Here is a 24,983-nt window from a genome sequence, read left to right on the forward strand (position 1 = left end):
CTTCAACCACCGGCCGGTGTGTCATTTTTGCTCGCGCACGGGGATGGGAGCGTTGCACAGTTCTACATACCCGGGCGAGTACACCGTCCACGGGCCGCCGCGGTTGCGCGCCGCGTCCACCACCTTGGCGTAGGTGTCGGTCTCGGTGCGCATCACTTCGAGCTTCGAACGCTCGGCCTCCGGCACGTCCGCGGCCAGGCGCACGGACTTGATCTGCAGGCGCTGCTCCGGCTTCTCGTAGAAACCCAGCGGCCCGGTGCCGCGCGGGAGGGTGGACAGCAGCGCCATGCCGCTGACCACGCGCCCGGCCACGGTGATGTTGCGGTCCAGGTGGCGCGGCGCGTTCCCGGTGACCACGTAGAGCTGGGAGCCGTTGCCGGAATCCGGATCGTTATCGCGCGCCACGCCGACCATCCCGTAGCAATGCGCCAGCCAGGTGCGCCCGCTCTTTGGGTCGCGCGCGGACGGGAAGCCGTGCGAGTGGCCGACTTGCGGCGCATAGCCGTCCTTGTCCGGCATGGCGACGAAGTGCTTGTCCTGCGCCATCGGCACCGTGAACTCGGCCTTCACCTTGGCCGCGGCCTTCTTCAGCGCGCGCGGGTGCTCTTCGTCCGGGTCGCCCCACTGGACCACGTAGTTGTCCTGCGAGCGGATGATGGCCAGGCCGTCGAAGTAGTTCTCGCGCGCCAGCGCGCGGATGTTGGCCGCGGTGCCGGGCACGAAATCGGGCGCCAGTTCGATCACCACGCGCCCGCTGGGCAGCTCCATGTACAGCGTGTTCTGTGGATCGAGCGGACGCCAGTCGCCCGGCTTGGAGGCTTTGACGATGTCGCCGACGGTGGGGCGCGGCGGCAGGTCCGCGGCGGTCGCGGCGGGGAGGGCGAAGGCCAGGGCCAGGGTGGCCGCCAGCGGGGTGAGGACGCGCATTCCAGGGTCTCCTTGTCATGTGGACAAGGGATTCTAAACCGGTTAGCGCCCCGGGGAAACAACCGGCGTAAGGACGAGGAGGGGTGGTATGATGTTCGTCTCTCCCTTAGGAAAATTATGGATCTGATGCAATTGCTCGACATGCTGGTGCACGTCGATAAGGCCCTTGGAGTTCTTCTGCGCGATTACGGTGTTTATGTTTACGCCGTCCTGTTTTTCATCATCTTCGCGGAAACCGGCCTGGTGGTCCTGTTTTTCTTCCCGGGAGACACGCTGCTGTTCATCGCCGGCGCGTTCTGCGCTTCGGGCGAGATGCATTATCTGCTGCTGATGGCCCTGCTGATCGTGGCCGCCGTGGTCGGCAACACCGTCAATTACTGGATAGGCAAGGCGATCGGGCAGCGGGTGTTTACACACGACTACCGCTGGATCAACAAGGACGCGCTGCGCAAGACCCACGACTTCTTCGAGAAACATGGCGGCAAGACCATCATCCTGGCGCGCTTCGTGCCGGTGGTGCGGACCTTCGCGCCCTTCGTGGCGGGCGTGTCCGAGATGACGCAGACGCGGTTCCAGTTCTTCAATGTGGTCGGCGCGGCGAGCTGGGTGATCAGCCTGGTCACGGCCGGCTTCTTCTTCGGGAACATCCCGGTGGTGCGCGATCACCTGACCGCCATCGTGCTGTTTGGCGTGGCGGTGGCCGTGGTGCCGCTGGCGCTGGGCGCGCTCTGGAAGTTCGCGCGCCGCGTCTCCGGACGTTAAATCTTCCACAATCGTCTTTACGATTCTTTCCCAGCGGACTCAAGTTTCGCGGGCGCGCGCCGATATCAGGGGAGAAGTCATCACCCCTGATTCCCATGCGACACCTGAGCGTCCTGACTGCTTGCTTGATTGCCATTGCCACGGCGGCACAAGCGTCTGAACCGACCCATACCTCTGGCCACGAGGCGGCCAAGGCATCGGCGGAGGCATCGTCCTCCGCGGGCGCAAAGGCCTCGGCTATTCCATCGATCAAGCCGAATATCGTGCCGCCGAAGGAGGGCGCTGCCGCGTCCGCGTCCTCCGGCGTCAGCGCCAGCGTCCCTGGCAGCAGCGAAGAAGGCGAGAGCGAACTGCAGGCGCGCATTGCCAAGCGCATCGCCGAGATGCGCGAGCAGCAGAAGGCGCGCGCCGCCGCCGCGGCCAAGGCCAAGAAGCTGGCCGATGCCCGCCGCCGCGAGGCCGAACGTGTGGCCGCGCTGCCGCCACCGCCCGCGCATGGCACGCACTGGACCTATGAAGGCGTGGATGGTCCGGCCAACTGGTCCAAGATCAACGTGGACTGGGCCGCGTGCAGCACGGGCAACCGCCAGTCGCCGATCGACATCCGCGATGGCATGAAGGTGGACCTGGAAGCGATCAGCTTCGATTACAAGCCGACCAATTTCAACGTCATCGACAACGGGCACACGGTGCAGGTGAACGTCGGTGGCGGCAACTACATCACCGTGGGCAACCGCACCTATGAGCTGGTGCAGTTCCACTTCCATCGTCCGTCCGAAGAGCGGGTGAATGGCAAGAGCTACGAGATGGTCGTCCACATGGTGCACAAGGACCCCGAGGGCAAGCTGGCCGTGCTGGCCGTGCTGCTCGAACGTGGGCGCGCCATGCAGGCCATGCAGACGGTGTGGAACAATCTGCCGCTGGAGAAGAACGATACGGTCACGCCGAATGTGGTGCTGGATTTGAACGAGATCCTGCCGCCCAAGCGCGAGTACTACACCTACATGGGCTCCCTCACCACGCCGCCGTGCACCGAGGGAGTGCTGTGGCTGGTCCTGAAGACGCCGATGCAGGCCTCCCCGGCCCAGATGGCCATCTTCGCCCGCCTGTATCCCCTCAACGCCCGCCCGATCCAGCAGGCGGCGGGGCGCGTGATCAAAGAATCCAACTGATTGAGTTTGGCAAGGCCTCGCGATGGGGCCTCGCACGCCAGTCTCGCGTTATGCGGTGACGACGTGGCGGCCGGTCCAGGTTTCGCCGGGGTAAAGGGGCATGGGGTCGACCGACGCCGGTTCGATGCAGACGAAGCGCTGCCATTCATCGTCGCCGAGGTCGGACAAGGCCGCGGCATCGGCGGGGCCGGGGTTCCACACCACGGCATCGCGGAAGCCGCTCTGCTCCAGGCGCATGCCGTTCAGCTGGATCGGCGCCCCGATATGGCGGTAGATACGGTCAATCTTGTCGCGGATGACCAGCGGCGCCGCCTCCAGCCCCGTGATGCGCGCTTCTTCCCCTGCATCGATATGGAAGTAAGTGTGCAGCGCCGCCGCGAACTGCAGCAGATCCTCGCCGGTGTTTTCGACCTCCAGCACCAGCTGCAGCTCCTTGTCATGCAGCGCCACGCGCAGCCGCAGCGCGAATTCGTGCGGCCACGCTTCGGCCACTTGCGGCGCCAGGTCCGCGTGGGTCAGCTCGAAGAGCCCATAGCCCATCGTCCCCTCCACGCCACCCGCCACATGGCGCCACGTGGCCGTGCGCGCAAAGCCATGCCGCATGCCCGTGCCGCGCTCCGCAAACTGCGGGAAGATCACCGGCACGCCGCCGCGCAGCGCCTTGCTGCCATCCAGCGCCGAGTGCTCGCTCATGAAGATGCGCTGCTTGCCATCCGCCGACTTCCACGACACGAGGTGCGCGCCGAACAAGGTGACGATGGCCTCCGCGCCTTCGGGAGAAGCGATGCGGATGGCCGGAAGGTGTCCGTACGTTGTTGTGGTTGTGGTCATGGCTGTCAGCTCGTTACGTCATGCGGCTCTTGGCCAGCGGCGGATTCTTCGCGAAGTACTGTTTGATGCCCTTGGTGATCGCGTCCGCCAGCTGGTCCTGGTAGCCATTGTCGGTCAATTTCGCTTCTTCTTCAGGATTCGAAATGAACGCCGTCTCCACCAGGATCGACGGGATGTCCGGCGCCTTCAGCACCACGAAGCCCGCCTGCTCCACCTCGCCGCGATGCAGCCGATTGATGCCGCCGATCTCGCTCAGCACGGCCTTCGCCAGCTTCATGCTGTCGTTGATCTGCGCGGTCGTCGACAGGTCGAGGAGCACGCCGGCCAGCTGCTTGTCCTGGCTCTTCAGGTTGACGCCACCGATGGCGTCCGACAGGTTCTGCGTATTGGCCAGCCAGCGTGCGGCGGTCGACGTGGCGCCTTTCTCGGACAGCACGAACACGGACGAGCCGCGCGCCGTCGGGCTCACGAAGCCATCCGCGTGGATGGACACGAACAGGTCGGCCTGCACTGCGCGCGCTTTCTCTACGCGCTTGCCGAGGGGGACGAAATAGTCGCCATCGCGCGTCAGCATCACCCGCACGTTGGGCACGTTTTCCAGCTTGTCCTTGAGGCGCTTGGCCACAGCCAGCACCACGTCCTTCTCGCGCGTGCCGCGCCGGCCACTGGCGCCCGGGTCTTCGCCGCCGTGGCCCGGATCGAGCGCGATGGTCACCATGCGGACCACTTTCTGCTTCGACGGCTCGGCCTTGGCCTCCAGCTTGGCGTCCGGCTTGGGCTCCCTGGCCACGGCAAGCGGCTTGACGACTTCGGGAGCGTTCGATGCGGCAACCAGCGCGGACGGCGGCGTGGCCGGTTTGACCACGGCCAACGCCGGCATCTCGGACGCCATCGCCGCAATCGCATCCGGCGGCGCGGCCGGGAGATCCGGCTTGCCGTTAGGCGCATCGTCGCGCGTCCATTCGCCCTTTTCGATCATCTGGGCGATCGGATCGACCGGGGCCACCGGGTAGAGGTCAAAAATCAGCCGGTGCTTGTAAGTACCGACCGGCGGCAGCGTGAACACCTGCGGCTTGACCTGTTCCTTCAGGTCGAACACCAGCCGCACGACGTTGGGCCGGTTCTGGCCCACGCGCACCTGCTTGATGTACGGGTCGTTGGCCTGGATCTTCGCGACCAGGCTTTTCAAGGTCGGATTGAGGTCCAGGCCCTCGATGTCCACCACCATGCGGTCCGGATTCGGCACCAGGAAGTGGGTGGCTTTGAGGTCCGTGTCGTTTTCCAGCGTGACGCGGGTGTAGTCCGCCGCGGGCCAGACGCGCACGCCGAGGATTTGCGCGGCGCGGGCGCGCATCGGAGCGATCACGGACAAGAGGAGGGTGCCGCCGGCCTTAAGGACGGTGCGGCGCGACATCCGGCTGGCGGGAGCTAGCCCAGGTCGGGTGCGAAATGAAGACGGTCGAGACATAGCTGGCCGAGGGCAGACGACGGCTTCAATTCTACATCACGTCCTGCGTGGTTCATCGTCAGAAATACAGCGAGATCGGGCTCCGGCAACACCTTTTCGGCCTTCTCGGGCCATTCGACGATGCAGACATTGGCAGCGTTGAAATCTTCGCGGAAGCCGGCGTCGAGAAATTCCTCGGGGCTGGACATGCGATACAGGTCGAAATGGATGATCTGCGCGGGCGTGCCATGCAGCGTCACCGCATAGGGTTCGGCCAGCGTGTAGGTCGGGCTTTTCACGTGGCCCTGATAGCCGGTCGCGTGGATCAGCGCGCGGGTGAGGGCGGTCTTGCCGGCACCGAGGTCGCCATGCAGGTAGACCGTCATGCCGGGAGCGATGGCGCGCGCCAGCGCCATGCCCAGGCGCTGGGTGGCTTCTTCGTCGCGCAGGTGGTAGTGGTGGTGCTCCATCGCATAAAATGGTGGATTGATTTGGTGCGTATTCTAATCCGTCATGTCTTTTTCGACATCCGAGCTCGCCGCGCTGGCGCGCGACCTGAAGGCGTGGGGCCGCGAGCTGGGCTTCGCGGACGTGCGCGTGGCGGACATCGACCTCACGGCCGCGGAGCCGGGCCTGCTCGCGTGGCTGGAGGCGGGCCATCACGGCGACATGGACTACATGGCCGCACATGGCCTCAAACGCGCGCGCCCGGCGGAGCTGGTGCCGGGCACGGTGCGGGTGATCAGCGCGCGCATGGACTACCTGCCTTCGTCCACGCCCGACGACTGGCGCGCACGCGAGGCGCTGCGGCTGCAGGATCCGTCGGCGGCGGTGGTGTCGGTGTATGCGCGCGGGCGGGACTATCACAAGGTGCTGCGCGCACGCCTGCAGCAGCTGGCGGACCGGATTCGCGCGGCCGTTGGCGACTTCGGCTACCGCGTGTTCACCGATTCGGCGCCCGTGATGGAGCTGCCGCTGGCCGAAAAGTCGGGCCTCGGGTGGCGCGGCAAACATACCTTGCTGCTGAACCGCGAAGGCGGCTCGATGTTCTTCGTTGGCGAAATCCTCGTCGACGTGCCGCTACCGGTCGATGAACCGACCGGTGCGCACTGCGGCCAGTGCCAGGCCTGCATCGACGTCTGCCCGACCGGCGCGATCCTCGGCCCCGGGCGGCTGGATGCGCGGCGCTGCATTTCGTACCTGACGATTGAACTGAAAGGCGCGATCCCCGAAGAGCTGCGGCCCCTGATCGGCAACCGCGTGTACGGCTGCGACGACTGCCAGGTCACCTGCCCCTGGAACAAGTTCGCCGAGCGCGCGCTGGTGCCCGACTTCGACGAGCGCAACGGCCTGGGTAGCGCCACGCTGGTCGAGCTGTTCGCCTGGACGGAGGACGAATTCAACCGCCGCCTTGAAGGCAGCCCGATCCGCCGCATCGGCCACGAACGCTGGCTGCGCAACATCGCCGTCGCCCTCGGCAATGCCGCCGCCACCGCCCCCGGCGAACCAACGTTGGTCGCCGCCCTCCGCGCCCGCCTCGACCACCCCTCCCAGCTCGTTCGCGACCACGTCGCCTGGGCCCTCGCCCGCCACACCCAGTAACGACCTCCCCGCAACAAAAGTAGCACCTCTCAATACCGGGGTCAGACCCCTTTTTGCGCCATCTCAACCGTCCCCTCCCAGCTTTCTCGGCCCCGGAACTTGGTGCCAGACCCCAGTATTAAAAACCGTGGTTTTTGCTACCGGGGTCAGGCACCTTTTTGAGAAAGGTCAAGCGGGGGCTGGGGGATTTTTCGGGGCGGGAACTGGGGGGCTGACCCCGGTGGCGGGAAACGATACTGGTGGGGAGGGTCGTGGCGTGGGACCGGCTGTGCTGCGGGGCGAGACTTTGTGCAAACGGGATGCGTCACCACAGGGAGGGCGACACAATGCGCGCCGATGGCATTGCGTGTGAGGTGGATCATGAAGGCAGTGATGGCGGCGATCGCCCTCGCCGGGGCAGGGCAGGTTTGGGCGGCGGATGCGGGGGTGGCCGCGCTGGTGACCGGCCCGGTGCGGGCAGCGGATCCACTGCGGGCGGCCGTGCAGTGCGGGTACTCGGGCGGACTGCACGCGCTGGACGTAACCCATACGGTGCCGCGCGCGAAGCAGCGCACCGTGACCACGGCGTCCGGGTCGATGCAGGTCTCGGTGGCCGATGGCTATCGCATGCGCCTCGCTTTTCCCGGCACCGATCCGTTCGTGCAGCTCAAGCTGGAGCGCTCGCTCCCCGAGCAGTTCGAGGCCGACCGCACCGCAATCCTTGCGCAGCTGACCTGGTTCACGGCGCAGCCCAAGGCGCCGCAACTGAAGGTGCTACCCGCGCGCGGGATCGAGGTCCTGGGCCTGGACGAGGCAGCCCTCAACGGCGCTGGCGTCATCGGGGTCTACACGCTGATCGTGCCGTCATCGGGCGTCGTCGCGACCGCGTATCTGCTGCGGCAGACCTCTGCCCGCAAAGCCTACGCCGACTATCCGCGCTACGTGCAGCTGCGCGACCGCTTCCTCTCCGAACTCGCCACCTGCCTCGGCGGAACCATGTCCGCTATTTCAGCAGCCCCGCCAGCTCGATCGCGGTCTTGACCTGCATCTTGTCGAAGATGTGCGCGCGGTGCACCTCGACCGTGCGCATCGAGATGCCCAATTCGTCCGCGATCACCTTGTTCATCTTGCCCGCCAGGATAAGGTCCAGCACCTCGCGCTCGCGCGTGGACAGGGACGCGAGCCGTCCGCGTACCGCGTCCTGCGCTTCGGCCTGGCGCGACTGGGCCAGGGCCTGGGTCACCCGGTCCATCAGCTCATTGTCGTTGAAGGGCTTCTCGAAAAAATCAAAGGCGCCGCGCTTCAGGGAATCGACCGCCATCGGCACATCCCCATGGCCGGTCAGGAAGATGACCGGATAGCGCTGCGCCAGTCCACGTGCAATCAGCTGGTCGAAGACGGCGATGCCGTTCAGTCCCGGCATGCGCACGTCGAGCAGCACGCAGTCGCCGCCGCCGTCGAAGGCCTCGCCCGCCGCGCCAAGAAACGCGGCGCCATCCGCATACGTGCGTGCCTGTATGCCACGCGACTGGGCCAGCCAGGACAGCGCATCGCGCACCACTTCTTCATCGTCGACTATGTGCAGCATGATTATTGGGTCACCGTGGCCAGGGCAGGGAGAGTGAAGCTGAAGATGGTGCCGCCGCGCGGATTCGGCGCGAACGTCATCGCACCGCCGTGGAATTCGACGGCCGTGCGGCAGATCGACAGGCCCATGCCCATCCCCTCCGCCTTGGTCGAGAAGAAAGGCGAGAACAGCCGCGCGGCCACGTCCTCCGGGATGCCGCTGCCATGGTCGGCCACGCGCACCTCCACGCCGCCGTCAACGCACACGGCTTCGATCCTCAAGATGCGCGTGGCCGGTTCGGTCTCCGCCATCGCCTCGATGCCGTTGCGGGTGAGGTTGAGCAGCACCTGCTCGATCATCACGCGGTCCGCCAGCACCGGCGGCAGGTCGTCCTCCACCACCGTCTCCAGCACCACGAACAGGCGCTTGGCCTGCATCTCCACCAGCGCGCGGATGCCGTCGATGACCTGGCCGATCTGCACCAACTGCCGCTCGCTTCCGCGCTTGCGCACGAAATCGTGCACGCTGCGGATGATCTGGCCCGCGCGCTGGGCCTGGGCGCTGGCCTGTTCCAGCGCGCGCCGCAGCAGCGAGCGGTCCCCGTCGCCTTCGCGCTCGATCATGTTGAGCGCCCCGGTGGTGTAGCTGGAGATGGCCGCCAGCGGCTGGTTCAGTTCATGCGCGAGCATCGACGAGATTTCGCCCATGGTCGCGAGCCGGGCGGAGGCCTGCAGCTTTTCCTGCTGCTGGCGCGCCAGTTCCTCGGCGCGCTTGCGCTCGGAGATATCGAGCACGGAGCCCATCCACCCGGTCTGCCGTCCTTCGCTGTCGATCAGCGGCGCTTCGAAGATCAGCACCGGCACGCGCGCCCCGTCGGCACGCTTGAACACGGTCTCGAACTGGGGCGTCACGTGCCCCGCCAGCACGCCCGCAAAGCGCGCCTCGTATTCCGCCATCGCCTCGGGCGCCCAATACGGCATGGGCGGCGCCCGCCCGACGATCTCCTCGGCCGGCAGCCCGACGATCTGGCAGAACGCCGGATTCACGTAGGTCACGCGGCCTTCCAGGTCGCGCGCGCGCAGGCCGGTGACCAGCGAATTCTCCATCGCGGTGCGAAAGGCCATCTGCTGGCGCAGCGCCACCTCCGCGGCCAGCCGCCGGTGGATGTGGCGCCACAGGGCGGCGAGGCTGAGCAAGAGGCACAGCGCCAGCGCCACCACCGACCCCACCAGCACATTCGGCAGCAGCAGCGGCGCGCTCTTGACCGAGTCGGTGGCGAGGATCAGCGTGGCCCCCGGCAGGTCCATTGCGTGCTTGTGCGTGTAAACACCGCGCCCCGGCCCGGCGGCCGCCCGCCGCGCCAGCAGCTTTTCGTCGCGGTCCGTCAGCGTGACCTGGTTCTCGTGGGCGAACCACCACGGCACCATCTCGGCCAGCAGCGCCGGCAGGTCGTAGGTCGCCACCAGGCTGCCGAGATAGTGCCCGTCGCGCAGCACCGGTACATGGAAGTCCATGCGCGCGCCGCTGGGCGGCATGAAGAGATTGCGCTTGCTGTCGCGCGCCAGCGCCAGGTCGGCGGCCAGGCGCTCCACGGCCGCGCCATGCGCCTGGCCGGCCGCCGTGACGACGTGGCCCGTCTCATCGACCCAGGCCACACGCCGCAGCTCGTTCCCGTTGCGCAGCAGCTGGACCAGCCGCTCATGCAGGTTGGCCGCGCGGCCCGAGGCCACATCCGCCGCCAGCGCGTTCAAGGCCTCTTCGTTCCGATCGAGCTCGAAGCGGATGGTCTGTTCGACCCACAAGGTATCCGCGATCAGCTGCTCCTGCCGCTCGCCGCTTTCCATCTGGCGCGCCTGCCACGGCACGACCAGCATCACCACGATCAGCAGTACCACCAGGAAGCCCGGCACGAGCCAGCGCCAGGGGCCGGCGAGGAGGGCGGGGCGGGAGACTGTGGCTTTCATGCGAGGGGAGGGTACGCGCGACCTGGGTCGACACCCATTGTGGTTTTCCACAATAGCACAGCCGCTTCGCGCGGGTGCAGAATCGGCATGCTCGAAAAATAACATCTTCAGCCGGAGACAACTCATGAAATTCAAGGCCCTCGTCGCGGTCCTCGCCGCCACCGCCAGCTTCGGCGCTTTTGCCCAGGCCCCCATCGTCATCAAGTTCTCGCACGTCGTCGCGACCGACACGCCGAAAGGCCAGGCAGCGGAGCGTTTCAAGCAGCTGGCCGAGAAGGCCACCAACGGCCGCGTGAAGGTCGAGGTCTACCCGAACTCGCAGCTCTATAAGGACAAAGAAGAACTGGAAGCCCTGCAGCTGGGCGCCGTGCAGATGCTGGCCCCTTCGCTGGCCAAATTTGGCCCGCTGGGCGTGAAAGAATTCGAAGTCTTCGACCTGCCCTACATCTTCCCGTCCAAGCAGGCGCTGTACAACGTCACCGAAGGCCCGATCGGCAAGGGCCTGCTGCAAAAGCTGGAGCCGAAGGGCATCACTGGCCTGGCCTATTGGGACAACGGCTTCAAGATCATGTCCGCCAATAAGCCGCTGCACGTCCCGGCCGATTTCAAGGGCCTGAAGATGCGCATCCAGTCCTCCAAGGTGCTGGACGCGCAAATGCGCGCCCTCGGCGCCAACCCGCAGGTGCTGGCCTTCTCCGAGGTCTATCAGGCGCTGCAAACCGGCGTGGTGGATGGCACCGAGAATCCGCCCTCGAATATGTACACCCAGAAGATGCACGAGGTGCAGAAGCATCTGACCGTGTCCAACCACGGCTACCTGGGCTACGCCGTCATCGTCAACAAGAAGTGGTGGGACGGGCTGCCGGCGGACATCCGCGCGGCGCTGCAGAAGTCGATGGCCGAAGCGACCACCTATGAAAAGGCGATCGCGCAGCGTGACAACGACATGGCGATGGACGCGATCCGCAAGGCCGGAAAGACCACCATCTACAACCTGACGGACAAGGAGCAGGCCGAGTGGCGCAAGACCCTGCTGCCGGTCCAGAAGCAGATGGAAGAGCGCATCGGCAAGGACCTGATCCAGGCGATCAACAAGCAGAACGCCGCCAAGTAATCCACTCCAGGGCGGGCCGGCCGGCCCGCCTGCCCCCCGCCCATGAAAATCCTCGATCGACTCGAAGAGTGGCTGATCGCGACCCTGATGGGCGCGGCCACCTTCATCATATTTGTCGCGGTCCTGCACCGCTACCTCTCCGGCCTGCCCATTCCGGGCGTGCAGGACTGGCTTATCAGCCTGAATACCAGCTGGGCACAGGAAGTCTGCATCTTCATGTTCATCTGGATGGCCAAGTTCGGCGCGGCCTATGGCGTGCGCACCGGGATTCACGTGGGCGTCGATGTGCTGATCAACCGCCTGGACACCGGCTGGCGCGACCGGCTGATCGTGTTCGGTCTCTTTGCGGGCGCGGTCTTCACCGGGACCATCGGTTCTCTGGGTGCCTACCTGGTCTACCACCTGCCGTCGGACCAAGTGTCGGAAGTGACCGAGATCCCGATGCGCTGGGTCTACCTGGCCATCCCGCTCGGCTCCTACCTGATGTGCTTCCGCTTCCTGCAGGTGATGGTCCACTTCATCCGCACCGGCGACCTGCCGCGCCATGACCCGGCCCATGTCGAAGGCCTCGACGACGAAATCGCCCAGGCACAGGAGGGCAAGGCATGAACGCCGCCATTATCTTCATTCTCCTCATCGCGCTGATGCTGACCGGGATGCCGGTCTCGATCTCGCTGGGCCTCACGGTGCTGACCTTCATGTTCACCATGACGTCCGTGCCGATCGAATCGGTGGCGATGAAGCTGTTCACCGGGATCGAGAAGTTCGAGATCATGGCGATCCCGTTCTTCATTTTGGCCGGTAACTTCCTCACGCACGGCGGGGTGGCCAAGCGGATGATCAACTTCGCCACCGCCATGGTCGGGCACTGGCACGGCGGGCTGGCGCTGGCCGGCGTGCTGGCCTGCGCGCTGTTCGCGGCGGTCTCCGGCTCCAGCCCGGCGACGGTGGTGGCGATCGGTTCGATCATCCTGCCAGCCATGGTCAAGCAGGGCTACCCCAAGCGCTTCGGCGCGGGCGTGATCACCACCTCGGGCGCGCTCGGCATCCTGATTCCGCCGTCGATCGTGATGGTGATGTATTCGGTGACCACCAACACCTCGGTGGGCAAGCTGTTCACCGCGGGCGTGGTTCCCGGCCTGCTGCTGGCCTTCCTGCTCGGCCTGACCACCTGGGTGCTGGCCAAGAAGCGCGACTATCCCCGTATGCCCAAGGCCACCTGGGCTGAACGCTTCACCGCCTTCCGCAAGTGCGCCTGGGGCCTGCTGCTGATCGTGATCGTGATGGGCGGGATCTACAGCGGCAAGTTCACGCCGACCGAGGCGGCTGCGATGGCGGCGGTGTATGCCTTCTTCATTGCCGTGTTCGTGTACAAGGACCTGAAGATCGCGCAGGTCGGCAAGGTGCTGCTCGACTCGGCCTCGCTGTCCGCCATGCTGCTGTACATCATCACCAACGCGGTGCTGTTCTCCTTTCTGATGACCAACGAGAACATTCCGCAGGAGATGGCGGCCTGGATCACCAACAAGGGCCTGGGCGAAGTGGCCTTCCTGCTGGTGGTGAACATCCTGCTGCTGCTGGCGGGCAATGTGATGGAGCCGTCCTCGATCGTGCTGATCATGGCGCCCATCCTGTTCCCGGTGGCGATGAGCCTGGGAATCGACCCGGTGCATTTCGGCATCCTGATCGTGGTGAACATGGAGGTGGGGATGTGCCACCCCCCGGTCGGCCTGAATCTCTACGTGGCGTCCGGCGTGACGCGGATGGGGATTTCCGAGCTCACCGTGGCGGTGCTGCCATGGCTGCTCACCATGGTCGGATTCCTGCTGCTGGTGACCTATGTGCCGCAGATTTCCCTCTGGCTGCCTAATCTTATTTACGACTAATTTTATTCGGTTTTGTGATTAAAAAACCACATTGTTTCCTTTTGAATACGCTATGATGGGCACCGTTTTGGCGCACCGGAATCTGGGTTGCACCATACCGAGACGAATCTGTCGTGTGGGGAGTAATCAGAAAACCACGGTAGTGCATACCGGAGATAATTCGAGGAGACATACGTTCTAAAAGATGCCGCTCAAGTGGCCGTGGGACGTACCGAACTTGAAAACGCACCGCGAGGTGCGTTTTTTTTCGTCCCCAGATATGATGATGGTCATGACCTCATCTCTTGGCAGCAACATGTTTTCGGCCATCGTGGCGGCGCCCTTCGGTGCGATGGGCGTGCGCACCAGCGGCGGCGTGCTGTGCGAACTGTTCTACCTGCCGCCGCAGTACGAGTCCAAACCGGCGGAGGATGCGGTCGCTGAACAGGCGGCCGAGCAAGTCCAGCGCTACCTCGACGATCCCGACTTCCGTTTCGACCTCCCGCTGGCCCGCGTCGGCAGCGAATACCAGCGCAAGGTGTGGGATGCGATCTGCGCCATTCCGCGCGGATCGGTCCTGACTTACGGCCAGGTCGCCAAACTGGTCGGCTCGGCCCCGCGCGCGGTGGGCCAGGCCTGCGGCGCCAACTACTTCCCGCTGGTCATTCCCTGCCACCGCGTGACTGCCTCGGGCGGCATCGGCGGCTTTTCCAATCACGACGACGAGACCGGCTTCCACCTGTCCGTCAAACGCTGGCTGCTGGCCCATGAGGGCGTGGCCGGCACCGGAGCGCCATGGCAGCAACAGGCAATGGCATTCTGATCGACGAGTTCTGCGACACGCTCTGGCTGGAACAGGGCCTCGCGAAGAACTCGCTGGACGCCTACCGGCGCGACGTGCAGGCGTTCGCGCGCTGGCTGGAGGTCAAGCGTCCGGAGCGAACCTCGCTCTACAGCGTCGAGCCGCACGATCTGGCGGCCTATTTCGACGAACGCCACGACCAGACCAAGGCGAGCTCGGCCAACCGGCGGCTGTCGGTCCTGAAGCGCTTTTACCAGCTCGCCCTGCGCCAGAAGCACATCGCCGCCGACCCTTGCCTCCGAATGGCCTCGGCCAAGCAGCCCACCCGCTTTGTGCACACGCTGACCGAAGCCCAGGTCGAGGCCCTGCTGGCCGCGCCCGATACGTCGACCCCGCTGGGCCTGCGCGAGCGCACCATGCTGGAGCTGATGTACGCCAGCGGCCTGCGCGTCTCGGAACTCGTGGCCCTGAAACTGGTCGAACTCTCGCTCAATGACGGCGTGCTGCGCATCACGGGCAAGGGTTCGAAAACCCGGTTGGTCCCGTTCGGTGCCGAAGCGCGCAAGTGGATCGAGCGCTACCTGAAGGAGGCGCGCGGCGTGATCCTCGACGGCCAGGTGGACGACGCGCTGTTCGTCACCGGCCGCGGCGGTCCGATGACGCGGCAGATGTTCTGGATCATCATCAAGAAGCATGCCCTGAAGGCGGGTATCGACGCCCAGCTGTCGCCGCACACGCTGCGCCATGCCTTCGCCACGCACCTGCTGAACCACGGCGCCGACCTGCGCGTGGTGCAGCTGCTGCTCGGGCATGCCGATATTTCCACCACCCAGATTTACACCCATGTGGCGCGCGAGCGCCTCAAGCAGCTGCACCACGCACACCACCCGCGTGCCTGAACGGGAACAAAGCCATGGCGGCGAACTCGTTCATAATGCTCAGGTCGTGCCTTTCCAATCTGTCGTGAGGTGATCATGGCCAAGACCAATTTCCAGTACGAGAAACGCCAGCGCGAGCTGGAGAAGAAGCGCAAGCAGGAAGAAAAGGCCCGGCGCAAGCTGGAAGCCAAGCACGAGAAGGAAGAAGGCCGCTCCGAAGCGTCCGATCCGCCCGCGGCCGAGGAGACCGAAGCGGAGTAAGCGGGCCGCACGGGGCTCCGCTTCCCGCTCGTTTGCGTTGGCACAAGCGGTGCGGCGGCAGCGCGCTGAAAAATGGCGCGATGCCTGCCTTAAGGAGCCTCCGTGATTGCCAATGCGACCGCCGCGCTGGAGCTGGTTTCCGCCCTTGTCAGCGCGATCGAGCTCACACCCGGCGTCGCCGTTCACGCGGTCGACCGCGCCGGCCGGGTCACCTACTGGAACGAGCGCTGCGCCCAGCTGTACGGCGTGGCGGCCGAGGAAGCGCTGGGTCAGCCTTTGATCAGCCTGGTCAGCCACCCTGGGCATGACGCCGAATTCGCCGCCGAGACCGAAGGCATCTGGGACAGCGGCACCGCACCGCTCACGCGCGACTGGCCGGTCTGCCTGCGCGACGGCACCGTCCGCTGGGCGTCCACCACCACCTTTCCCTTGATCCGCAATGGCCGCGTCGAGCAGATCTTCCGCATGGAGATCGACATCACCGGCCGCAAGTCCAGCGAGCGCCACCTCATGCTGGCCGGCCAGGTGTTCGACAATTGCCGCGACGCCATCCTGATCACCGGCACCGACTACCGCATCATTGCCGTCAACCGCGCCTTCACCGCCATCACCGGCTTCAGCCCGCTGGACGTGGTCGGCCGCGAGGCCCCGCGCTACGACGGCCAGGCCCAGGACGAAGCGATCTACGCGCAGATCCGCGAGCACGTGCGCGCGGACGGCCACTGGAGCGGGGAGCTGCTGGCCCAGCGCAAGAACGGCCAGGTGTTTCCGCTGGAGGCCGCCGTCACCGCGCTGCGCGACCCGGAGGGGCAGCTGACGGGCTACATGTCCATCCTCACCGACATCACCGAGCGCAAGCGGCTGGAGCAGGAAACCCGCCACCTGGCCGAGCATGATTTCCTGACCGGCTTGCCCAACCGCGTGCTGTTCCAGGACCGGCTCCAGCAGGCGCTGGCGACGGCGCGCCGCAAGCGCTCCCAGGTCGCGGTGCTATTCCTGGACCTGGACCACTTCAAGTCCGTCAACGACAACCACGGCCACGACATCGGCGACGCGCTGCTGCGCGAGGTGGCCGGGCGGCTGGTGCATTGCGTGCGCAGCGTGGACACGGTCTCGCGCCAGGGCGGCGACGAATTCGTGATCATGCTGGCCGATATCGGCGGCGCCGAGCACGCGGCCCACGTGGCGGCCACCATCATGCACGCCGTGACCGGCATCGCGGAGGCGGGCGGCACGCCGGTGGCCCCCTCCGCCTCGATCGGCATCAGCCTGTTCCCGACCGATGGCGCGGACCTGGACACCCTGTTCAAGCACGCGGATGTGGCCATGTACCACGCCAAGCAGAGTGGCCGCAACGGCTATTGCTTCTTCTCGCCCGAGATGAACGCCCACGTCAACGAGCGCATCGAGCTCCAAAACGCGCTGCGCAACGCGCTGGCGCGCGGCGAGTTCGAACTGGAGTTCCAGCCGGAGGTGGAGATCGCCACCGGCCAGACCACCACGGTGGAAGCGCTGCTGCGCTGGCGCCATCCGGCGCGCGGCCTGCTGCTGCCGGCGCAGTTCCTGCAGGTGGCGGAGGAATCAGGGCTCATGCGGCCCATCGGCGAGTGGGTACTGCGGCGCGCCTGCGCCCAGGGGCAGCAGTGGCGCTTATCCGGCTTTCCGGTGACGGTGGCGGTCAACCTGTCGCCGGGGCAGTTCCTCAGCCCGGCCTTCCTCGCCAGCGTCGATGCGGCGCTCGATTCCTCCGGCTTGCCGCCCCACCTGCTGGACCTGGAGGTGACGGAAGCGGTGCTGATGAAGGACAGCGAAACCGCCATCGGCACCATCGACGCGCTGCGCGGGCGCGGCGTGCACGTGACGATCGACGATTTCGGCACCGGTTATTCGAGCCTTGGCACCCTGCAGCGCATGGCGATGAGCAAAGTGAAGATCGACCGCAGCTTCGTGCACGACATCGGGCGCGATGGCGCCACCGTGATCCCAGCCATCATCGCGCTGGCGCACAGCCTCAATCTGCGGGTGGTGGCGGAAGGCGTGGAAAGCGCCGGGCAGCTCAGCTACCTGCGCCAGCACGGCTGCGACGAGTTCCAGGGCCGGCTGGCGGATGCGCTGGTGGCCCAGGGTACTGGCTGGGCCGCGATGGTTCAATAGGCGCTTACGAAAATAGCCGGATCCGCGCCAGCACCTGTCCGTGGTCGGACGCTTCCGGCACAGCAGCCGAGAGGTGCTCGTTGAAGTACCTCACCTCGACTACCTCGCCCACCTTGGGCGTCCCGGCCAGCACCGGGTTGAATTCCTCTGACAGCAGGATATGGTCAATGGTCGAGAACTGCCCCTCGTGCAGCATCGAGAAGTCGGCGGCGGCATTGCGCGCGGCCTGCGGCTGCAGGCGGAAGGCATCGTAGAAGCGGTCACCCTGCGGCGCACCGGAGCCGAGCACGATGTCGGTGGTGACCGCATCCGCCGTGTCGTTGAAGTCCCCGAGCACCACGCGCGGCCGGTGGTACTCGCGCCGCAGGTTGGACAGCAGCACGCGCAGGGCCACCGCCTCGGTGCCGCGCCGGACCAGGGAGCGCAGGCAGGCCTGGGCATATTCCTGCGTGTCTTCGCCGACCGTGGGATCGGTGGAGCGGGCCTGGAAATCGGGGCGCTTGGATTTCAGGTGGACCACCACGACGTCGATCTTCACCGAGGGCGTGGCCTGCACGACCGCGTGCACCACCGGCCGGGCAAAGCGGTCCGCATCGCGCGCGCCATGCGGCAGGGCCACGCCGGGCGGGAACTGCGCGTAGGATCGCCCCGGCTCCGCCAGCGGCAGGCGCGAGACCAGGGCCACGCTGGGCGTCAGCTTGTCCAGCGCCGGGTCGGGGTCGAAGCCGACGTGGAAGGCGTCCCGGAAGCGGGTCGTGCGCGACAGCGCTTCCTGCAGCGCGGATTGGGAAAAGATCTCCTGGAAGCCGATGATGTCCGCGTCGATCAGGTCCAGCTGGCGCGCGGTCCAGGCGATCTTCGCCTCCACCTGCTCCGCGGTGTAGGGATCGAGGTTGTCGTACAGGCGCCGCCCCGGGTGGGCCAGGTTACAGACGTTGAAGGTGGCAAAGCGAATTTCTTCCTGCATAATAAGAAACTCCTCATTGAGCACTAGCGTAGCACGCATGGCGAAGAAAGAGCACGTATCGGAAACGCCGGCCACCCAGTTCCTGCGCAAGCAGGGCGTGGCCTTTACCGAACATCCGTACGACTACGAAGAACATGGCGGTACAGCCGTATCCTCGCGCGAGCTGGGCGTGCCCGAGCACGACGTGGTCAAGACCCTGGTGATGCAGGACGAGGCGGCGCGTCCCCTGGTTGTGCTGATGCATGGGGACCGCAAAGTGTCAACCAAGAACCTGGCGCGCGCGATTCCCTGCAAGTCGGTGGAGCCGTGCAAGCCGGAGGTGGCACAGCGGCACTCGGGCTACCTGATTGGGGGCACGTCGCCGTTCGGAACGCGCAAGGCGATGCCGGTGTTCGTGGAGGAGTCGATCCTGGCGCTACCCCGGATCTACATCAACGGCGGGCGGCGTGGATTCCTGATCGGGATCGCGCCGCAAGTGCTGGTGGACGTACTGAAAGCGCGGGCGGTGAGCTGCGCACTCGAAGACTAAAACAACACAGAAAGACTGAAAGAGAATGACGACCCTGATTTTTGTGATCGCGGCCTACCTGATTGGCTCGATTTCCTTTGCGGTGGTGGTGAGCAAGGTGATGGGCCTGTCGGACCCGCGCACCTACGGCTCGGGCAACCCCGGCGCCACCAACGTCCTGCGCAGCGGGAACAAGAAGGCGGCCATTGCCACGCTGATTGGCGATGCGCTCAAGGGCTGGGTGGCGGTGTTCCTGGCGAACTACTTCGCCGAGCAGTATGGCGTCGGCGACGGGACTATCGCGCTGGTGTGCGTGGCGGTGTTCCTCGGCCACCTGTACCCGGTGTTCTTCAAGTTCCAGGGCGGGAAGGGCGTGGCCACGGCGGCCGGCATCCTGCTGGCACTGAACGTGTGGGTGGGTCTCGCAACGCTGGTCACGTGGCTGGTGGTGGCCTATGCCTTCCGCTATTCGTCGCTGGCCGCGCTGATCGCATCGATCTTTGCGCCGTTCTATTACGGACTGCTGTTCGGCAGCGACGAAAAGCTGTTCGCCGTGATCGTCATGAGCGCGCTGCTGCTGTTCCGGCACGCCAAGAACATCTCCAATCTCCTGGCGGGGAAGGAGAGCCGCATCGGCAGCAAGGCCAAGGGCGCAGCCGGTGCACCGAAGGCCGCCAGGAAAAAATAACGAAGTTTTCAACCACCACGAAGGGGAAGTCCATGTCGCTGAAACGAGCCGCCGCACAGCTGGTGCTGGCATCTGCTGCACTGCTGTCCCTTGCCGCCCACGCCCAGAGCTTCACGGCCGGCACCTACATGCTGCAGGGCGGCAGCTACACGATCCAGATCGAACGCCAGAGCGACTCTGAGCTCGTGGTGGTGGAACCCAACAAGCGCTCGGTGTATGCCCGCAAGTCTCCGGGCGTGTACACCTTCTACAACCCCAATACCAGCACCCTGTATGGCATCCGCGTGATCGACGCGACGACCGTGGAAGCCTTCAAGCCCGAACGCCCCGATGCGGCGCCCAGCCGCTTGGTGCTGATGAGCAGCGGCAGCACGGGCGGCGCGAGTGCGGCCGACACCGACAAGTACGAGAAGCTGGCCGAGAAGTATTCGGCGCTGATCGAGTCCGATCCGGCCAACGTGCAGTCCTGGGTGGCCTGTTCCGGCGTGGCGCTGAAGCGCGCCAACTCGACCAAAGCGGAAGCGGACGCCTATGCCACGCAGATGGCGTCCATGCTCAAGCAGATGGACGCCGCCTCCAGCCCGTGCCCCGAGGTGATCGCGTTCTGAGCGCGGCAGGGTTTGGCCAAAGGTGGGACAATCCCGGTATCTCATGAGTCCATGCATACCGGGAGCCTGCCGTGAAACACCTCAAGATCGATTTCGTGTCCGACGTATCCTGCCCGTGGTGCGCCATTGGGCTCAAGTCGCTCGAGCGGGCGCTCGAAAACACGCGCGGCGACATCGAAGCCAATATCCACTTCCAGCCCTTTGAACTGAATCCGCAGATGGTGGCGGAAGGCGAGGATATCGAAGAGCATCTGCACCGCAAGTACGGCGCGACGCCCGAGCAGGGCGCCCGTACGCGCGAGATGATCCGCGAACGCGGCGCGGCGGTGGGTTTTACCTTCAACATGGAAAAGCGTGGCCGCATCTACAACACCTTCGACGCGCACCGCCTGCTGCACTGGGCCGAGGGCGAAGGGGAGGGCAGGCAGCGCGCCCTCAAGCTGGCGCTGTTCGAGGCCTACTTCACGCGCGGCGAAGACCCGTCGAACCATGAGGTGCTGCTGCGTGCGGCCACCGAGGCCGGGCTGGATGCGCAGCGTGCGCAGGGCATCATCGAGTCGAACGAGTTCGCGGGCGAGGTGCGCTCGCAGGAGCAGTACTACCAGCAGGCCGGCATCCACTCCGTACCCGCGGTGATCATCAACGACCGCCACCTGATCTCGGGTGGGCAGCCGCCGGAGGTCTTTGAACAGGCGCTGCGCCAGATCGCCCAGCAAGCCTGATAGCGGCTGATTCAGCCCTTCAATTCACAGAAGCGCAGCCGGTTGGCGCTCGGGTCGGTCACCTCGACCTGGCGGCCCCACGGCAGGTTCACGAGGCCAGGCCGGTTGTTGCGGTAGTCCTTGTCCGTCAGCTCCGCGTGGAACTCCTCGATGCCCGTCATGGGCACGAAAGCACAGGAGCCAGGCGTCGCATCGCCATGGTGTTCGGTCAGGTGCAGCGTCATGCCGGTGCGGCTGACCTGCAGGTAGAGCGGCGCATCGTCGTCGAACCGGTGCTCCCAGTCCACCGTCATTCCCAGGAAGCCGAGATAGAACTCGCGCATTTTCGCTTCGTCGAAGAAGCGCAGGATCGGAACGGCGGGGCTGATGTGCATGCGGTCCTCAGATGGTCCGGAGTTCGTCCAGCGGCCAGCGCGGACGGACGTTGAAGGAGTAGTCGCGCTTGGCCGCGTCGGGGTTGATCTGCAGGCGCATCGCACCCGCGAAAGCAATCATGGCACCGTTGTCGGTGCAGAATTCCAGCTCGGGGTAGTAGACCTCGAAGCGCTTCTTCGCGGCCGCCGCGTTGAGCGACTCGCGCAGCTGGCGGTTGGCGCCCACGCCGCCCGCGATCACCAAACGCTTGAGGCCCGTGTGCTTCAAGGCGCTCACGCACTTCGCGGTCAGCACGTCCACGATCGCGTCGACGAAGCCGCGCGCGATGTTGGCCTTGTCCTGCTCGCAGATGTTGGCGCCATTGGTCCCGGCGGCGCCCTGCTGCTTGACCACCGTGAGCACCGCCGTCTTCAGCCCCGAGAAGCTGAAGTTGAAGTCCTTCGAATGCAGCATGGGGCGGGGCAGCTTGTACGCGTCCGGGTCGCCGAATTCCGCCAGCCGCGAGATCGCCGGGCCGCCCGGGTAGCCGAGGCCCAGCAGCTTGGCCGACTTGTCGAAGGCCTCGCCGGCCGCATCGTCCAGCGTCTCGCCGAGCAGAGTGTACTGGCCCACGCCATCGACGCGCATCAGCTGCGTGTGGCCGCCCGAGACCAGCAGGGCCACGAACGGGAACTGCGGCGGGTCGCTGGCCAGCAGGGGCGAGAGCAGGTGGCCTTCCAGGTGGTGCACGCCGAGCACCGGCTTGTCCGTCGCCAGACCCAGGCTGCAGGCGACCGAGGCGCCAACCAGCAGCGCGCCGGCGAGGCCCGGCCCCTGCGTGTAGGCGATGGCATCGACGTCGCTCAAGCGCGTGCCGGCCTTGCCCAGCACCTGCTCCAGCAGCGGCAGCGCGCGGCGGATATGGTCGCGCGAGGCCAGCTCCGGCACCACGCCGCCGTACTCCTCATGCATGGCGACCTGCGAGTGCAGGGCATGGGACAGCAGGCCGCGTTGCGTGTCATACAACGCCAGGCCGGTTTCATCGCAGGAGGATTCGACGCCGAGAACGATCATGAAAAGTGCAGGGTGGTGCCAGGGGTGGAGGTGAATGCGCCATTGTAAAGCACGCGGGCGAGGCCGTCGCCCAAGGCTGGTGCGGCGCCGCGGCGTATCCGGGGCGGCGGCACTGGCACCGCTCTTGCTACGTCAACGGAGGTATCCAAGAACGAGGAGCGGGCCATGTTCGAACAATGGAAAGCCATCTGCCGCGTGAAAGACATTCCGCGCGCAGGTGTACGTACGGTGCCGCGCGGGTTCGCGTGGCAGGAGCTGCCGGGTGTCGCCGTGTTCCGCACGGAGGACGATTGCGTGCTGGCGCTGCTGGATGTCGCGATCGGGCATGCGGCTTTGTCGACCGGTGACGTTGAGGGCGCGCGCTTGCGGGCCGGTGGCCAGACCATCGACCTGCACACCGGCCGCGCGCTCGATGGCGCGCTGGCCGTGCGCACCTACCAGGTGCGCTTGCAGGAGGGCCGCGTCTACCTGGACCTGACGGAGTTGCGCGCGCCGGCGAGCCGGGAAGAGGAAGCGCTGGCCGGGGCGTACGCCACGGGACCGCGCTTCGTCGCTGCATGAACGCCGGGCCGCCCGTCCACCATTGGCCCGCTTGGGGGGCGGGTTTGCTTAGCGCGGGCGCTGGCGCAGTTCCGTGTGCGCGGCGCGCAGCATGTCGACGGTGTCATCCCAGCCAATGCAACCGTCAGTGACTGAGCAGCCGTAGACCAGTTGCGCCAGGTCGGCCGGGATCTTCTGGTTCCCGCTGACGATGTTCGATTCGATCATCACGCCCACCAGCGACTGGTTGCCGTGCTTGATCTGCTGGACCACGTCCGACATCACCAGCGGCTGCAGCTCCGGCTTCTTGTAGCTGTTGGCGTGCGAGCAGTCGACCACCAGGTTGGCGGGCAGGCCCGCCTTCTTGAGCGCCTGCTCGGCGATGGCCACCGAGACCGAGTCATAGTTCGGCCGCCCGCCGCCCCCGCGCAGCACCACATGGCCGTAGCCGTTGCCGCGCGTGCGCACCACCGCCACATTCCCCTGGCCGTTGATGCCCAGGAAGGAGTGCGGGTGTGCGGCCGACAGGATGGCGTTGATGGCGATCTCGATGTCGCCATCGGTGCCGTTCTTGAAGCCGACCGGGGTCGAAAGACCGGAGGACATCTCGCGGTGCGTCTGCGATTCCGTGGTCCGCGCGCCGATGGCGGTCCACGCGATCAGATCACCGAGGTACTGCGGCGAGATCGGGTCCAGCGCCTCGGTGGCGGTGGGCAGACCGAGTTCGCACACGTCCAGCAGGAACTGGCGCGCGCGCTTCATGCCCTCGTCCACGCGGAACGAGTCGTCCATGAACGGGTCGTTGATGTAGCCCTTCCACCCGGTGGTGGTGCGCGGCTTTTCAAAGTACACGCGCATCACCAGCAGCATCGTGTCCTGCACTTCGTCCTGCAGCGCCTTCAGGCGCCGCGCATAATCCAGGCCCGCTTCCGGATCATGAATCGAGCAGGGACCGACGACGACGAACAGGCGCGGGTCCTTGCGGTCGATGATGTTACGCAGGTCCGCGCGGCCCTTCATGACGGTGTCGAAGGCGCGCTCGCTGATCGGCAAAGTGGAATGCAGTTCCTCCGGCGTCGGCATCGGTGCGAACGAGGTAACGTTGATGTTCTCAATATCTGGGGTGATCATGGTGCGACTCTGGTTTTGCTAGCGGGGATCGGAAAGTGTAGCCGCAATCGGCCGCCGTTGCAGGGGTTTGTCGAAAAAGCAGGTAAGCTGCGGGGATGGACCACATCGAGAATCGATTTCATGCGGCGCCCTTCATCAAGGAGATCGGGCGCGGCATCAAGGGCGCGCGGGCGCTGAGCCGCCACGACGCGCGCGCGCTGTACGCGGCCATGCTGGACGGGCGCGTGTCGGACCTGGAGGTGGGCGCCATCGTGCTGGCGCTGCGGATCAAGGGCGAATCGGTGGACGAGCTGGCAGGGTTCATGGACGCGGCCGAGGCCGCGTTCGCACCGCTGCCCACGCCCGGCGGCGAATATGCGCCGGTGCTGATCCCCTCGTACAACGGGGCGCGCAAAATGCCGAACCTGCTGCCGCTGCTGGCGCTGCTGGTGGCGCGCGCGGGCGTGCCGGTGCTGATCCATGGCGTGCAGAGCGATCCCGGCCGCGTGACCACCTGCGAGATCCTGGGCGAGATGGGGTTGCCCGTGGCACGCGACCTGGCGGACATGCAGTCGGCCTGGGCGCTGGGGCATCCGGCCTTCATGCCGATCGAGACGCTGGCGCCGGCACTGGCACGCATACTGGCGCTGCGCGGCGTGCTCGGCGTGCGCAATTCGACGCACACGCTGGTCAAGATCCTGCAGCCGTTCGATGGCCCGGCGCTGCGGCTGGCTTCATATACTCACCCGGAGTATCTGGAATCGCTGAGCGCGTTCTTTTCCATGCCCGGCCAAGCTGGTCGGGGCGACGCCTTCCTCATGCGCGGCACGGAAGGGGAGACGGTCGCCAATGCCAACCGCGGCCAGCAGGTGGACTGGTTCCGCGCCGGTGAGCGAACGCTGCTGATCGAGCGCGACCCGCCCTCCGATGCCCTCACCGACCTGCCCGCCGCGCGCGACCCGGCCACCACCGCCGCGTGGATCCGCGCCGCGCTGCGCGGTGAAGTGTCCATCCCGGCACCGATCCGCGAGCAGGCTGATCAGGTCATCGCCGCGGCCCGCGACCTCGCCACGCGCGGGCGCTGAGC

27 protein-coding genes are annotated in these 24,983 nt (G+C 66.0%); 17 read left to right on the top strand and 10 right to left on the bottom strand.

Annotated features, from left to right (window positions below):
- Positions 1–21 precede the first annotated feature (21 nt).
- Complete coding sequence (locus E4L96_RS04135) at positions 22–927, bottom strand: peptidylprolyl isomerase (RefSeq protein ID WP_135205962.1); 906 nt, start codon at positions 925–927, stop codon at positions 22–24.
- 117 nt (positions 928–1,044) lie between these two features.
- Here E4L96_RS04135 and E4L96_RS04140 point away from each other — a divergent pair, with 117 nt between their 5' ends.
- On the top strand, positions 1,045–1,689 hold the full coding sequence (locus tag E4L96_RS04140) for a VTT domain-containing protein (RefSeq protein ID WP_135205963.1): 645 nt from the start codon (positions 1,045–1,047) through the stop codon (positions 1,687–1,689).
- Positions 1,690–1,784: 95 nt separating this feature from the next.
- Complete coding sequence (locus E4L96_RS04145; RefSeq protein WP_135205964.1) at positions 1,785–2,861, top strand: carbonic anhydrase; 1,077 nt, start codon at positions 1,785–1,787, stop codon at positions 2,859–2,861.
- Between the two features lie 48 nt (positions 2,862–2,909).
- Here E4L96_RS04145 and E4L96_RS04150 read toward each other — a convergent pair whose 3' ends face one another.
- The 3 genes from E4L96_RS04150 to tsaE are packed head-to-tail and all read right to left on the bottom strand — an operon-like array spanning position 2,910 to position 5,609.
- Complete coding sequence (locus E4L96_RS04150) at positions 2,910–3,692, bottom strand: D-hexose-6-phosphate mutarotase (protein WP_135205965.1); 783 nt, start codon at positions 3,690–3,692, stop codon at positions 2,910–2,912.
- A 13-nt stretch (positions 3,693–3,705) separates the two neighbouring features.
- On the bottom strand, positions 3,706–5,106 hold the full coding sequence (locus E4L96_RS04155) for an N-acetylmuramoyl-L-alanine amidase (protein WP_229414215.1): 1,401 nt from the start codon (positions 5,104–5,106) through the stop codon (positions 3,706–3,708).
- A gap of 14 nt (positions 5,107–5,120) precedes the next feature.
- Positions 5,121–5,609: a tRNA (adenosine(37)-N6)-threonylcarbamoyltransferase complex ATPase subunit type 1 TsaE gene (gene tsaE, locus E4L96_RS04160; protein ID WP_135205967.1), complete on the bottom strand. Its 489-nt coding sequence runs from the start codon at positions 5,607–5,609 to the stop codon at positions 5,121–5,123.
- A 43-nt stretch (positions 5,610–5,652) separates the two neighbouring features.
- Here tsaE and queG point away from each other — a divergent pair, with 43 nt between their 5' ends.
- Entirely contained in the window at positions 5,653–6,741 is a 1,089-nt protein-coding gene (gene queG / locus E4L96_RS04165; RefSeq protein WP_135205968.1) for a tRNA epoxyqueuosine(34) reductase QueG, read from the top strand.
- Positions 6,742–7,101: 360 nt separating this feature from the next.
- Positions 7,102–7,761, top strand: coding sequence for a hypothetical protein (locus E4L96_RS04170; RefSeq protein WP_135205969.1), 660 nt, complete (start codon positions 7,102–7,104; stop codon positions 7,759–7,761).
- Here E4L96_RS04170 and E4L96_RS04175 read toward each other — a convergent pair.
- Both E4L96_RS04175 and E4L96_RS04180 read right to left on the bottom strand, forming a co-directional pair.
- Positions 7,724–8,308, bottom strand: coding sequence for a response regulator transcription factor (locus E4L96_RS04175; protein WP_135205970.1), 585 nt, complete (start codon positions 8,306–8,308; stop codon positions 7,724–7,726). The two genes, E4L96_RS04170 and E4L96_RS04175, sit on opposite strands and share 38 nt — an antisense overlap.
- 2 nt (positions 8,309–8,310) lie before the next feature.
- Positions 8,311–10,251: a sensor histidine kinase gene (locus E4L96_RS04180; RefSeq protein ID WP_135205971.1), complete on the bottom strand. Its 1,941-nt coding sequence runs from the start codon at positions 10,249–10,251 to the stop codon at positions 8,311–8,313.
- A 124-nt stretch (positions 10,252–10,375) separates the two neighbouring features.
- Between E4L96_RS04180 and E4L96_RS04185 the strand changes: the two genes are divergently transcribed.
- From E4L96_RS04185 to E4L96_RS04210, 7 genes are all read left to right on the top strand, one after another.
- On the top strand, positions 10,376–11,365 hold the full coding sequence (locus E4L96_RS04185) for a TRAP transporter substrate-binding protein (RefSeq protein WP_135205972.1): 990 nt from the start codon (positions 10,376–10,378) through the stop codon (positions 11,363–11,365).
- Between the two features lie 42 nt (positions 11,366–11,407).
- Positions 11,408–11,974: a TRAP transporter small permease gene (locus E4L96_RS04190; protein ID WP_135205973.1), complete on the top strand. Its 567-nt coding sequence runs from the start codon at positions 11,408–11,410 to the stop codon at positions 11,972–11,974.
- The gene (locus E4L96_RS04195) at positions 11,971–13,251 is read left to right on the top strand and encodes a TRAP transporter large permease (protein WP_135205974.1); all 1,281 of its coding nucleotides are present in this window, start codon (positions 11,971–11,973) and stop codon (positions 13,249–13,251) included. Before E4L96_RS04190 ends, E4L96_RS04195 begins: the two co-directional genes overlap by 4 nt.
- Positions 13,252–13,522: 271 nt before the next feature.
- A complete protein-coding gene (locus E4L96_RS04200; RefSeq protein WP_135205975.1) occupies positions 13,523–14,053 on the top strand; it encodes a methylated-DNA--[protein]-cysteine S-methyltransferase in 531 nt (176 codons plus the stop codon).
- Complete coding sequence (xerD, locus tag E4L96_RS04205) at positions 14,026–14,931, top strand: site-specific tyrosine recombinase XerD (protein WP_135205976.1); 906 nt, start codon at positions 14,026–14,028, stop codon at positions 14,929–14,931. Before E4L96_RS04200 ends, xerD begins: the two co-directional genes overlap by 28 nt.
- A 75-nt stretch (positions 14,932–15,006) precedes the next feature.
- A complete protein-coding gene (locus E4L96_RS23510; protein WP_167758595.1) occupies positions 15,007–15,171 on the top strand; it encodes a hypothetical protein in 165 nt (54 codons plus the stop codon).
- A gap of 102 nt (positions 15,172–15,273) precedes the next feature.
- On the top strand, positions 15,274–17,325 hold the full coding sequence (locus E4L96_RS04210; protein WP_135205977.1) for a putative bifunctional diguanylate cyclase/phosphodiesterase: 2,052 nt from the start codon (positions 15,274–15,276) through the stop codon (positions 17,323–17,325).
- Between the two features lie 4 nt (positions 17,326–17,329).
- Here E4L96_RS04210 and E4L96_RS04215 read toward each other — a convergent pair whose 3' ends face one another.
- Positions 17,330–18,292: an endonuclease/exonuclease/phosphatase family protein gene (locus E4L96_RS04215; RefSeq protein WP_135205978.1), complete on the bottom strand. Its 963-nt coding sequence runs from the start codon at positions 18,290–18,292 to the stop codon at positions 17,330–17,332.
- Positions 18,293–18,329: 37 nt separating this feature from the next.
- Between E4L96_RS04215 and ybaK the strand changes: the two genes are divergently transcribed.
- From ybaK to E4L96_RS04235, 4 genes are all read left to right on the top strand, one after another.
- Positions 18,330–18,821 (top strand): Cys-tRNA(Pro) deacylase, encoded by a 492-nt coding sequence (gene ybaK, locus E4L96_RS04220; RefSeq protein ID WP_135205988.1) that lies wholly within the window; start codon positions 18,330–18,332, stop codon positions 18,819–18,821.
- 25 nt (positions 18,822–18,846) lie between these two features.
- Complete coding sequence (gene plsY / locus E4L96_RS04225; protein WP_135205979.1) at positions 18,847–19,488, top strand: glycerol-3-phosphate 1-O-acyltransferase PlsY; 642 nt, start codon at positions 18,847–18,849, stop codon at positions 19,486–19,488.
- Positions 19,489–19,520: 32 nt separating this feature from the next.
- Entirely contained in the window at positions 19,521–20,096 is a 576-nt protein-coding gene (locus tag E4L96_RS04230; RefSeq protein ID WP_135205980.1) for a hypothetical protein, read from the top strand.
- A gap of 71 nt (positions 20,097–20,167) precedes the next feature.
- Positions 20,168–20,818, top strand: a complete 651-nt coding sequence (locus E4L96_RS04235; RefSeq protein WP_135205981.1) for a DsbA family oxidoreductase — start codon at positions 20,168–20,170, stop codon at positions 20,816–20,818.
- An 11-nt stretch (positions 20,819–20,829) separates the two neighbouring features.
- On the opposite strand, the gene E4L96_RS04240 is transcribed toward E4L96_RS04235, so the two are convergent.
- On the bottom strand, positions 20,830–21,192 hold the full coding sequence (locus tag E4L96_RS04240) for a glyoxalase superfamily protein (RefSeq protein ID WP_135205982.1): 363 nt from the start codon (positions 21,190–21,192) through the stop codon (positions 20,830–20,832).
- 7 nt (positions 21,193–21,199) lie between these two features.
- Positions 21,200–22,246, bottom strand: a complete 1,047-nt coding sequence (gene tsaD, locus E4L96_RS04245) for a tRNA (adenosine(37)-N6)-threonylcarbamoyltransferase complex transferase subunit TsaD (protein WP_135205983.1) — start codon at positions 22,244–22,246, stop codon at positions 21,200–21,202.
- Between the two features lie 165 nt (positions 22,247–22,411).
- Here tsaD and E4L96_RS04250 point away from each other — a divergent pair, with 165 nt between their 5' ends.
- A complete protein-coding gene (locus E4L96_RS04250) occupies positions 22,412–22,807 on the top strand; it encodes a Rieske (2Fe-2S) protein (RefSeq protein WP_135205984.1) in 396 nt (131 codons plus the stop codon).
- A 48-nt stretch (positions 22,808–22,855) separates the two neighbouring features.
- Here the strand turns inward: E4L96_RS04250 and E4L96_RS04255 are convergent, their stop codons facing one another.
- The gene (locus E4L96_RS04255; protein ID WP_135205985.1) at positions 22,856–23,917 is read right to left on the bottom strand and encodes a 3-deoxy-7-phosphoheptulonate synthase; all 1,062 of its coding nucleotides are present in this window, start codon (positions 23,915–23,917) and stop codon (positions 22,856–22,858) included.
- Between the two features lie 95 nt (positions 23,918–24,012).
- Here E4L96_RS04255 and ybiB point away from each other — a divergent pair, with 95 nt between their 5' ends.
- Positions 24,013–24,981 carry a DNA-binding protein YbiB gene (gene ybiB, locus E4L96_RS04260; RefSeq protein WP_135205986.1) on the top strand — a complete coding sequence of 323 codons (969 nt, stop codon included), beginning with the start codon at positions 24,013–24,015 and terminating at the stop codon, positions 24,979–24,981.
- The last annotated feature ends 2 nt before the right edge of the window (positions 24,982–24,983 follow it).

Source organism: Zemynaea arenosa (assembly GCF_004614185.1).
Taxonomy (GTDB): Bacteria; Pseudomonadota; Gammaproteobacteria; order Burkholderiales; family Burkholderiaceae_D; genus Telluria; species Telluria arenosa.

Bases quoted from the DNA above. Each gene is read 5' to 3' on its own strand.
- E4L96_RS04135 (WP_135205962.1), bottom strand. From the start codon at position 927: ATGCGCGTCCTCACCCCGCTGGCGGCCACCCTGGCCCTGGCCTTCGCC.
- E4L96_RS04140 (WP_135205963.1), top strand. From the start codon at position 1,045: ATGGATCTGATGCAATTGCTCGACATGCTGGTGCACGTCGATAAGGCC.
- E4L96_RS04145 (WP_135205964.1), top strand. From the start codon at position 1,785: ATGCGACACCTGAGCGTCCTGACTGCTTGCTTGATTGCCATTGCCACG.
- E4L96_RS04150 (WP_135205965.1), bottom strand. From the start codon at position 3,692: ATGACCACAACCACAACAACGTACGGACACCTTCCGGCCATCCGCATC.
- E4L96_RS04155 (WP_229414215.1), bottom strand. From the start codon at position 5,106: ATGTCGCGCCGCACCGTCCTTAAGGCCGGCGGCACCCTCCTCTTGTCC.
- tsaE (WP_135205967.1), bottom strand. From the start codon at position 5,609: ATGGAGCACCACCACTACCACCTGCGCGACGAAGAAGCCACCCAGCGC.
- queG (WP_135205968.1), top strand. From the start codon at position 5,653: ATGTCTTTTTCGACATCCGAGCTCGCCGCGCTGGCGCGCGACCTGAAG.
- E4L96_RS04170 (WP_135205969.1), top strand. From the start codon at position 7,102: ATGAAGGCAGTGATGGCGGCGATCGCCCTCGCCGGGGCAGGGCAGGTT.
- E4L96_RS04175 (WP_135205970.1), bottom strand. From the start codon at position 8,308: ATGCTGCACATAGTCGACGATGAAGAAGTGGTGCGCGATGCGCTGTCC.
- E4L96_RS04180 (WP_135205971.1), bottom strand. From the start codon at position 10,251: ATGAAAGCCACAGTCTCCCGCCCCGCCCTCCTCGCCGGCCCCTGGCGC.
- E4L96_RS04185 (WP_135205972.1), top strand. From the start codon at position 10,376: ATGAAATTCAAGGCCCTCGTCGCGGTCCTCGCCGCCACCGCCAGCTTC.
- E4L96_RS04190 (WP_135205973.1), top strand. From the start codon at position 11,408: ATGAAAATCCTCGATCGACTCGAAGAGTGGCTGATCGCGACCCTGATG.
- E4L96_RS04195 (WP_135205974.1), top strand. From the start codon at position 11,971: ATGAACGCCGCCATTATCTTCATTCTCCTCATCGCGCTGATGCTGACC.
- E4L96_RS04200 (WP_135205975.1), top strand. From the start codon at position 13,523: ATGACCTCATCTCTTGGCAGCAACATGTTTTCGGCCATCGTGGCGGCG.
- xerD (WP_135205976.1), top strand. From the start codon at position 14,026: ATGGCAGCAACAGGCAATGGCATTCTGATCGACGAGTTCTGCGACACG.
- E4L96_RS23510 (WP_167758595.1), top strand. From the start codon at position 15,007: ATGGCCAAGACCAATTTCCAGTACGAGAAACGCCAGCGCGAGCTGGAG.
- E4L96_RS04215 (WP_135205978.1), bottom strand. From the start codon at position 18,292: ATGCAGGAAGAAATTCGCTTTGCCACCTTCAACGTCTGTAACCTGGCC.
- ybaK (WP_135205988.1), top strand. From the start codon at position 18,330: ATGGCGAAGAAAGAGCACGTATCGGAAACGCCGGCCACCCAGTTCCTG.
- plsY (WP_135205979.1), top strand. From the start codon at position 18,847: ATGACGACCCTGATTTTTGTGATCGCGGCCTACCTGATTGGCTCGATT.
- E4L96_RS04230 (WP_135205980.1), top strand. From the start codon at position 19,521: ATGTCGCTGAAACGAGCCGCCGCACAGCTGGTGCTGGCATCTGCTGCA.
- E4L96_RS04240 (WP_135205982.1), bottom strand. From the start codon at position 21,192: ATGCACATCAGCCCCGCCGTTCCGATCCTGCGCTTCTTCGACGAAGCG.
- tsaD (WP_135205983.1), bottom strand. From the start codon at position 22,246: ATGATCGTTCTCGGCGTCGAATCCTCCTGCGATGAAACCGGCCTGGCG.
- E4L96_RS04250 (WP_135205984.1), top strand. From the start codon at position 22,412: ATGTTCGAACAATGGAAAGCCATCTGCCGCGTGAAAGACATTCCGCGC.
- E4L96_RS04255 (WP_135205985.1), bottom strand. From the start codon at position 23,917: ATGATCACCCCAGATATTGAGAACATCAACGTTACCTCGTTCGCACCG.
- ybiB (WP_135205986.1), top strand. From the start codon at position 24,013: ATGGACCACATCGAGAATCGATTTCATGCGGCGCCCTTCATCAAGGAG.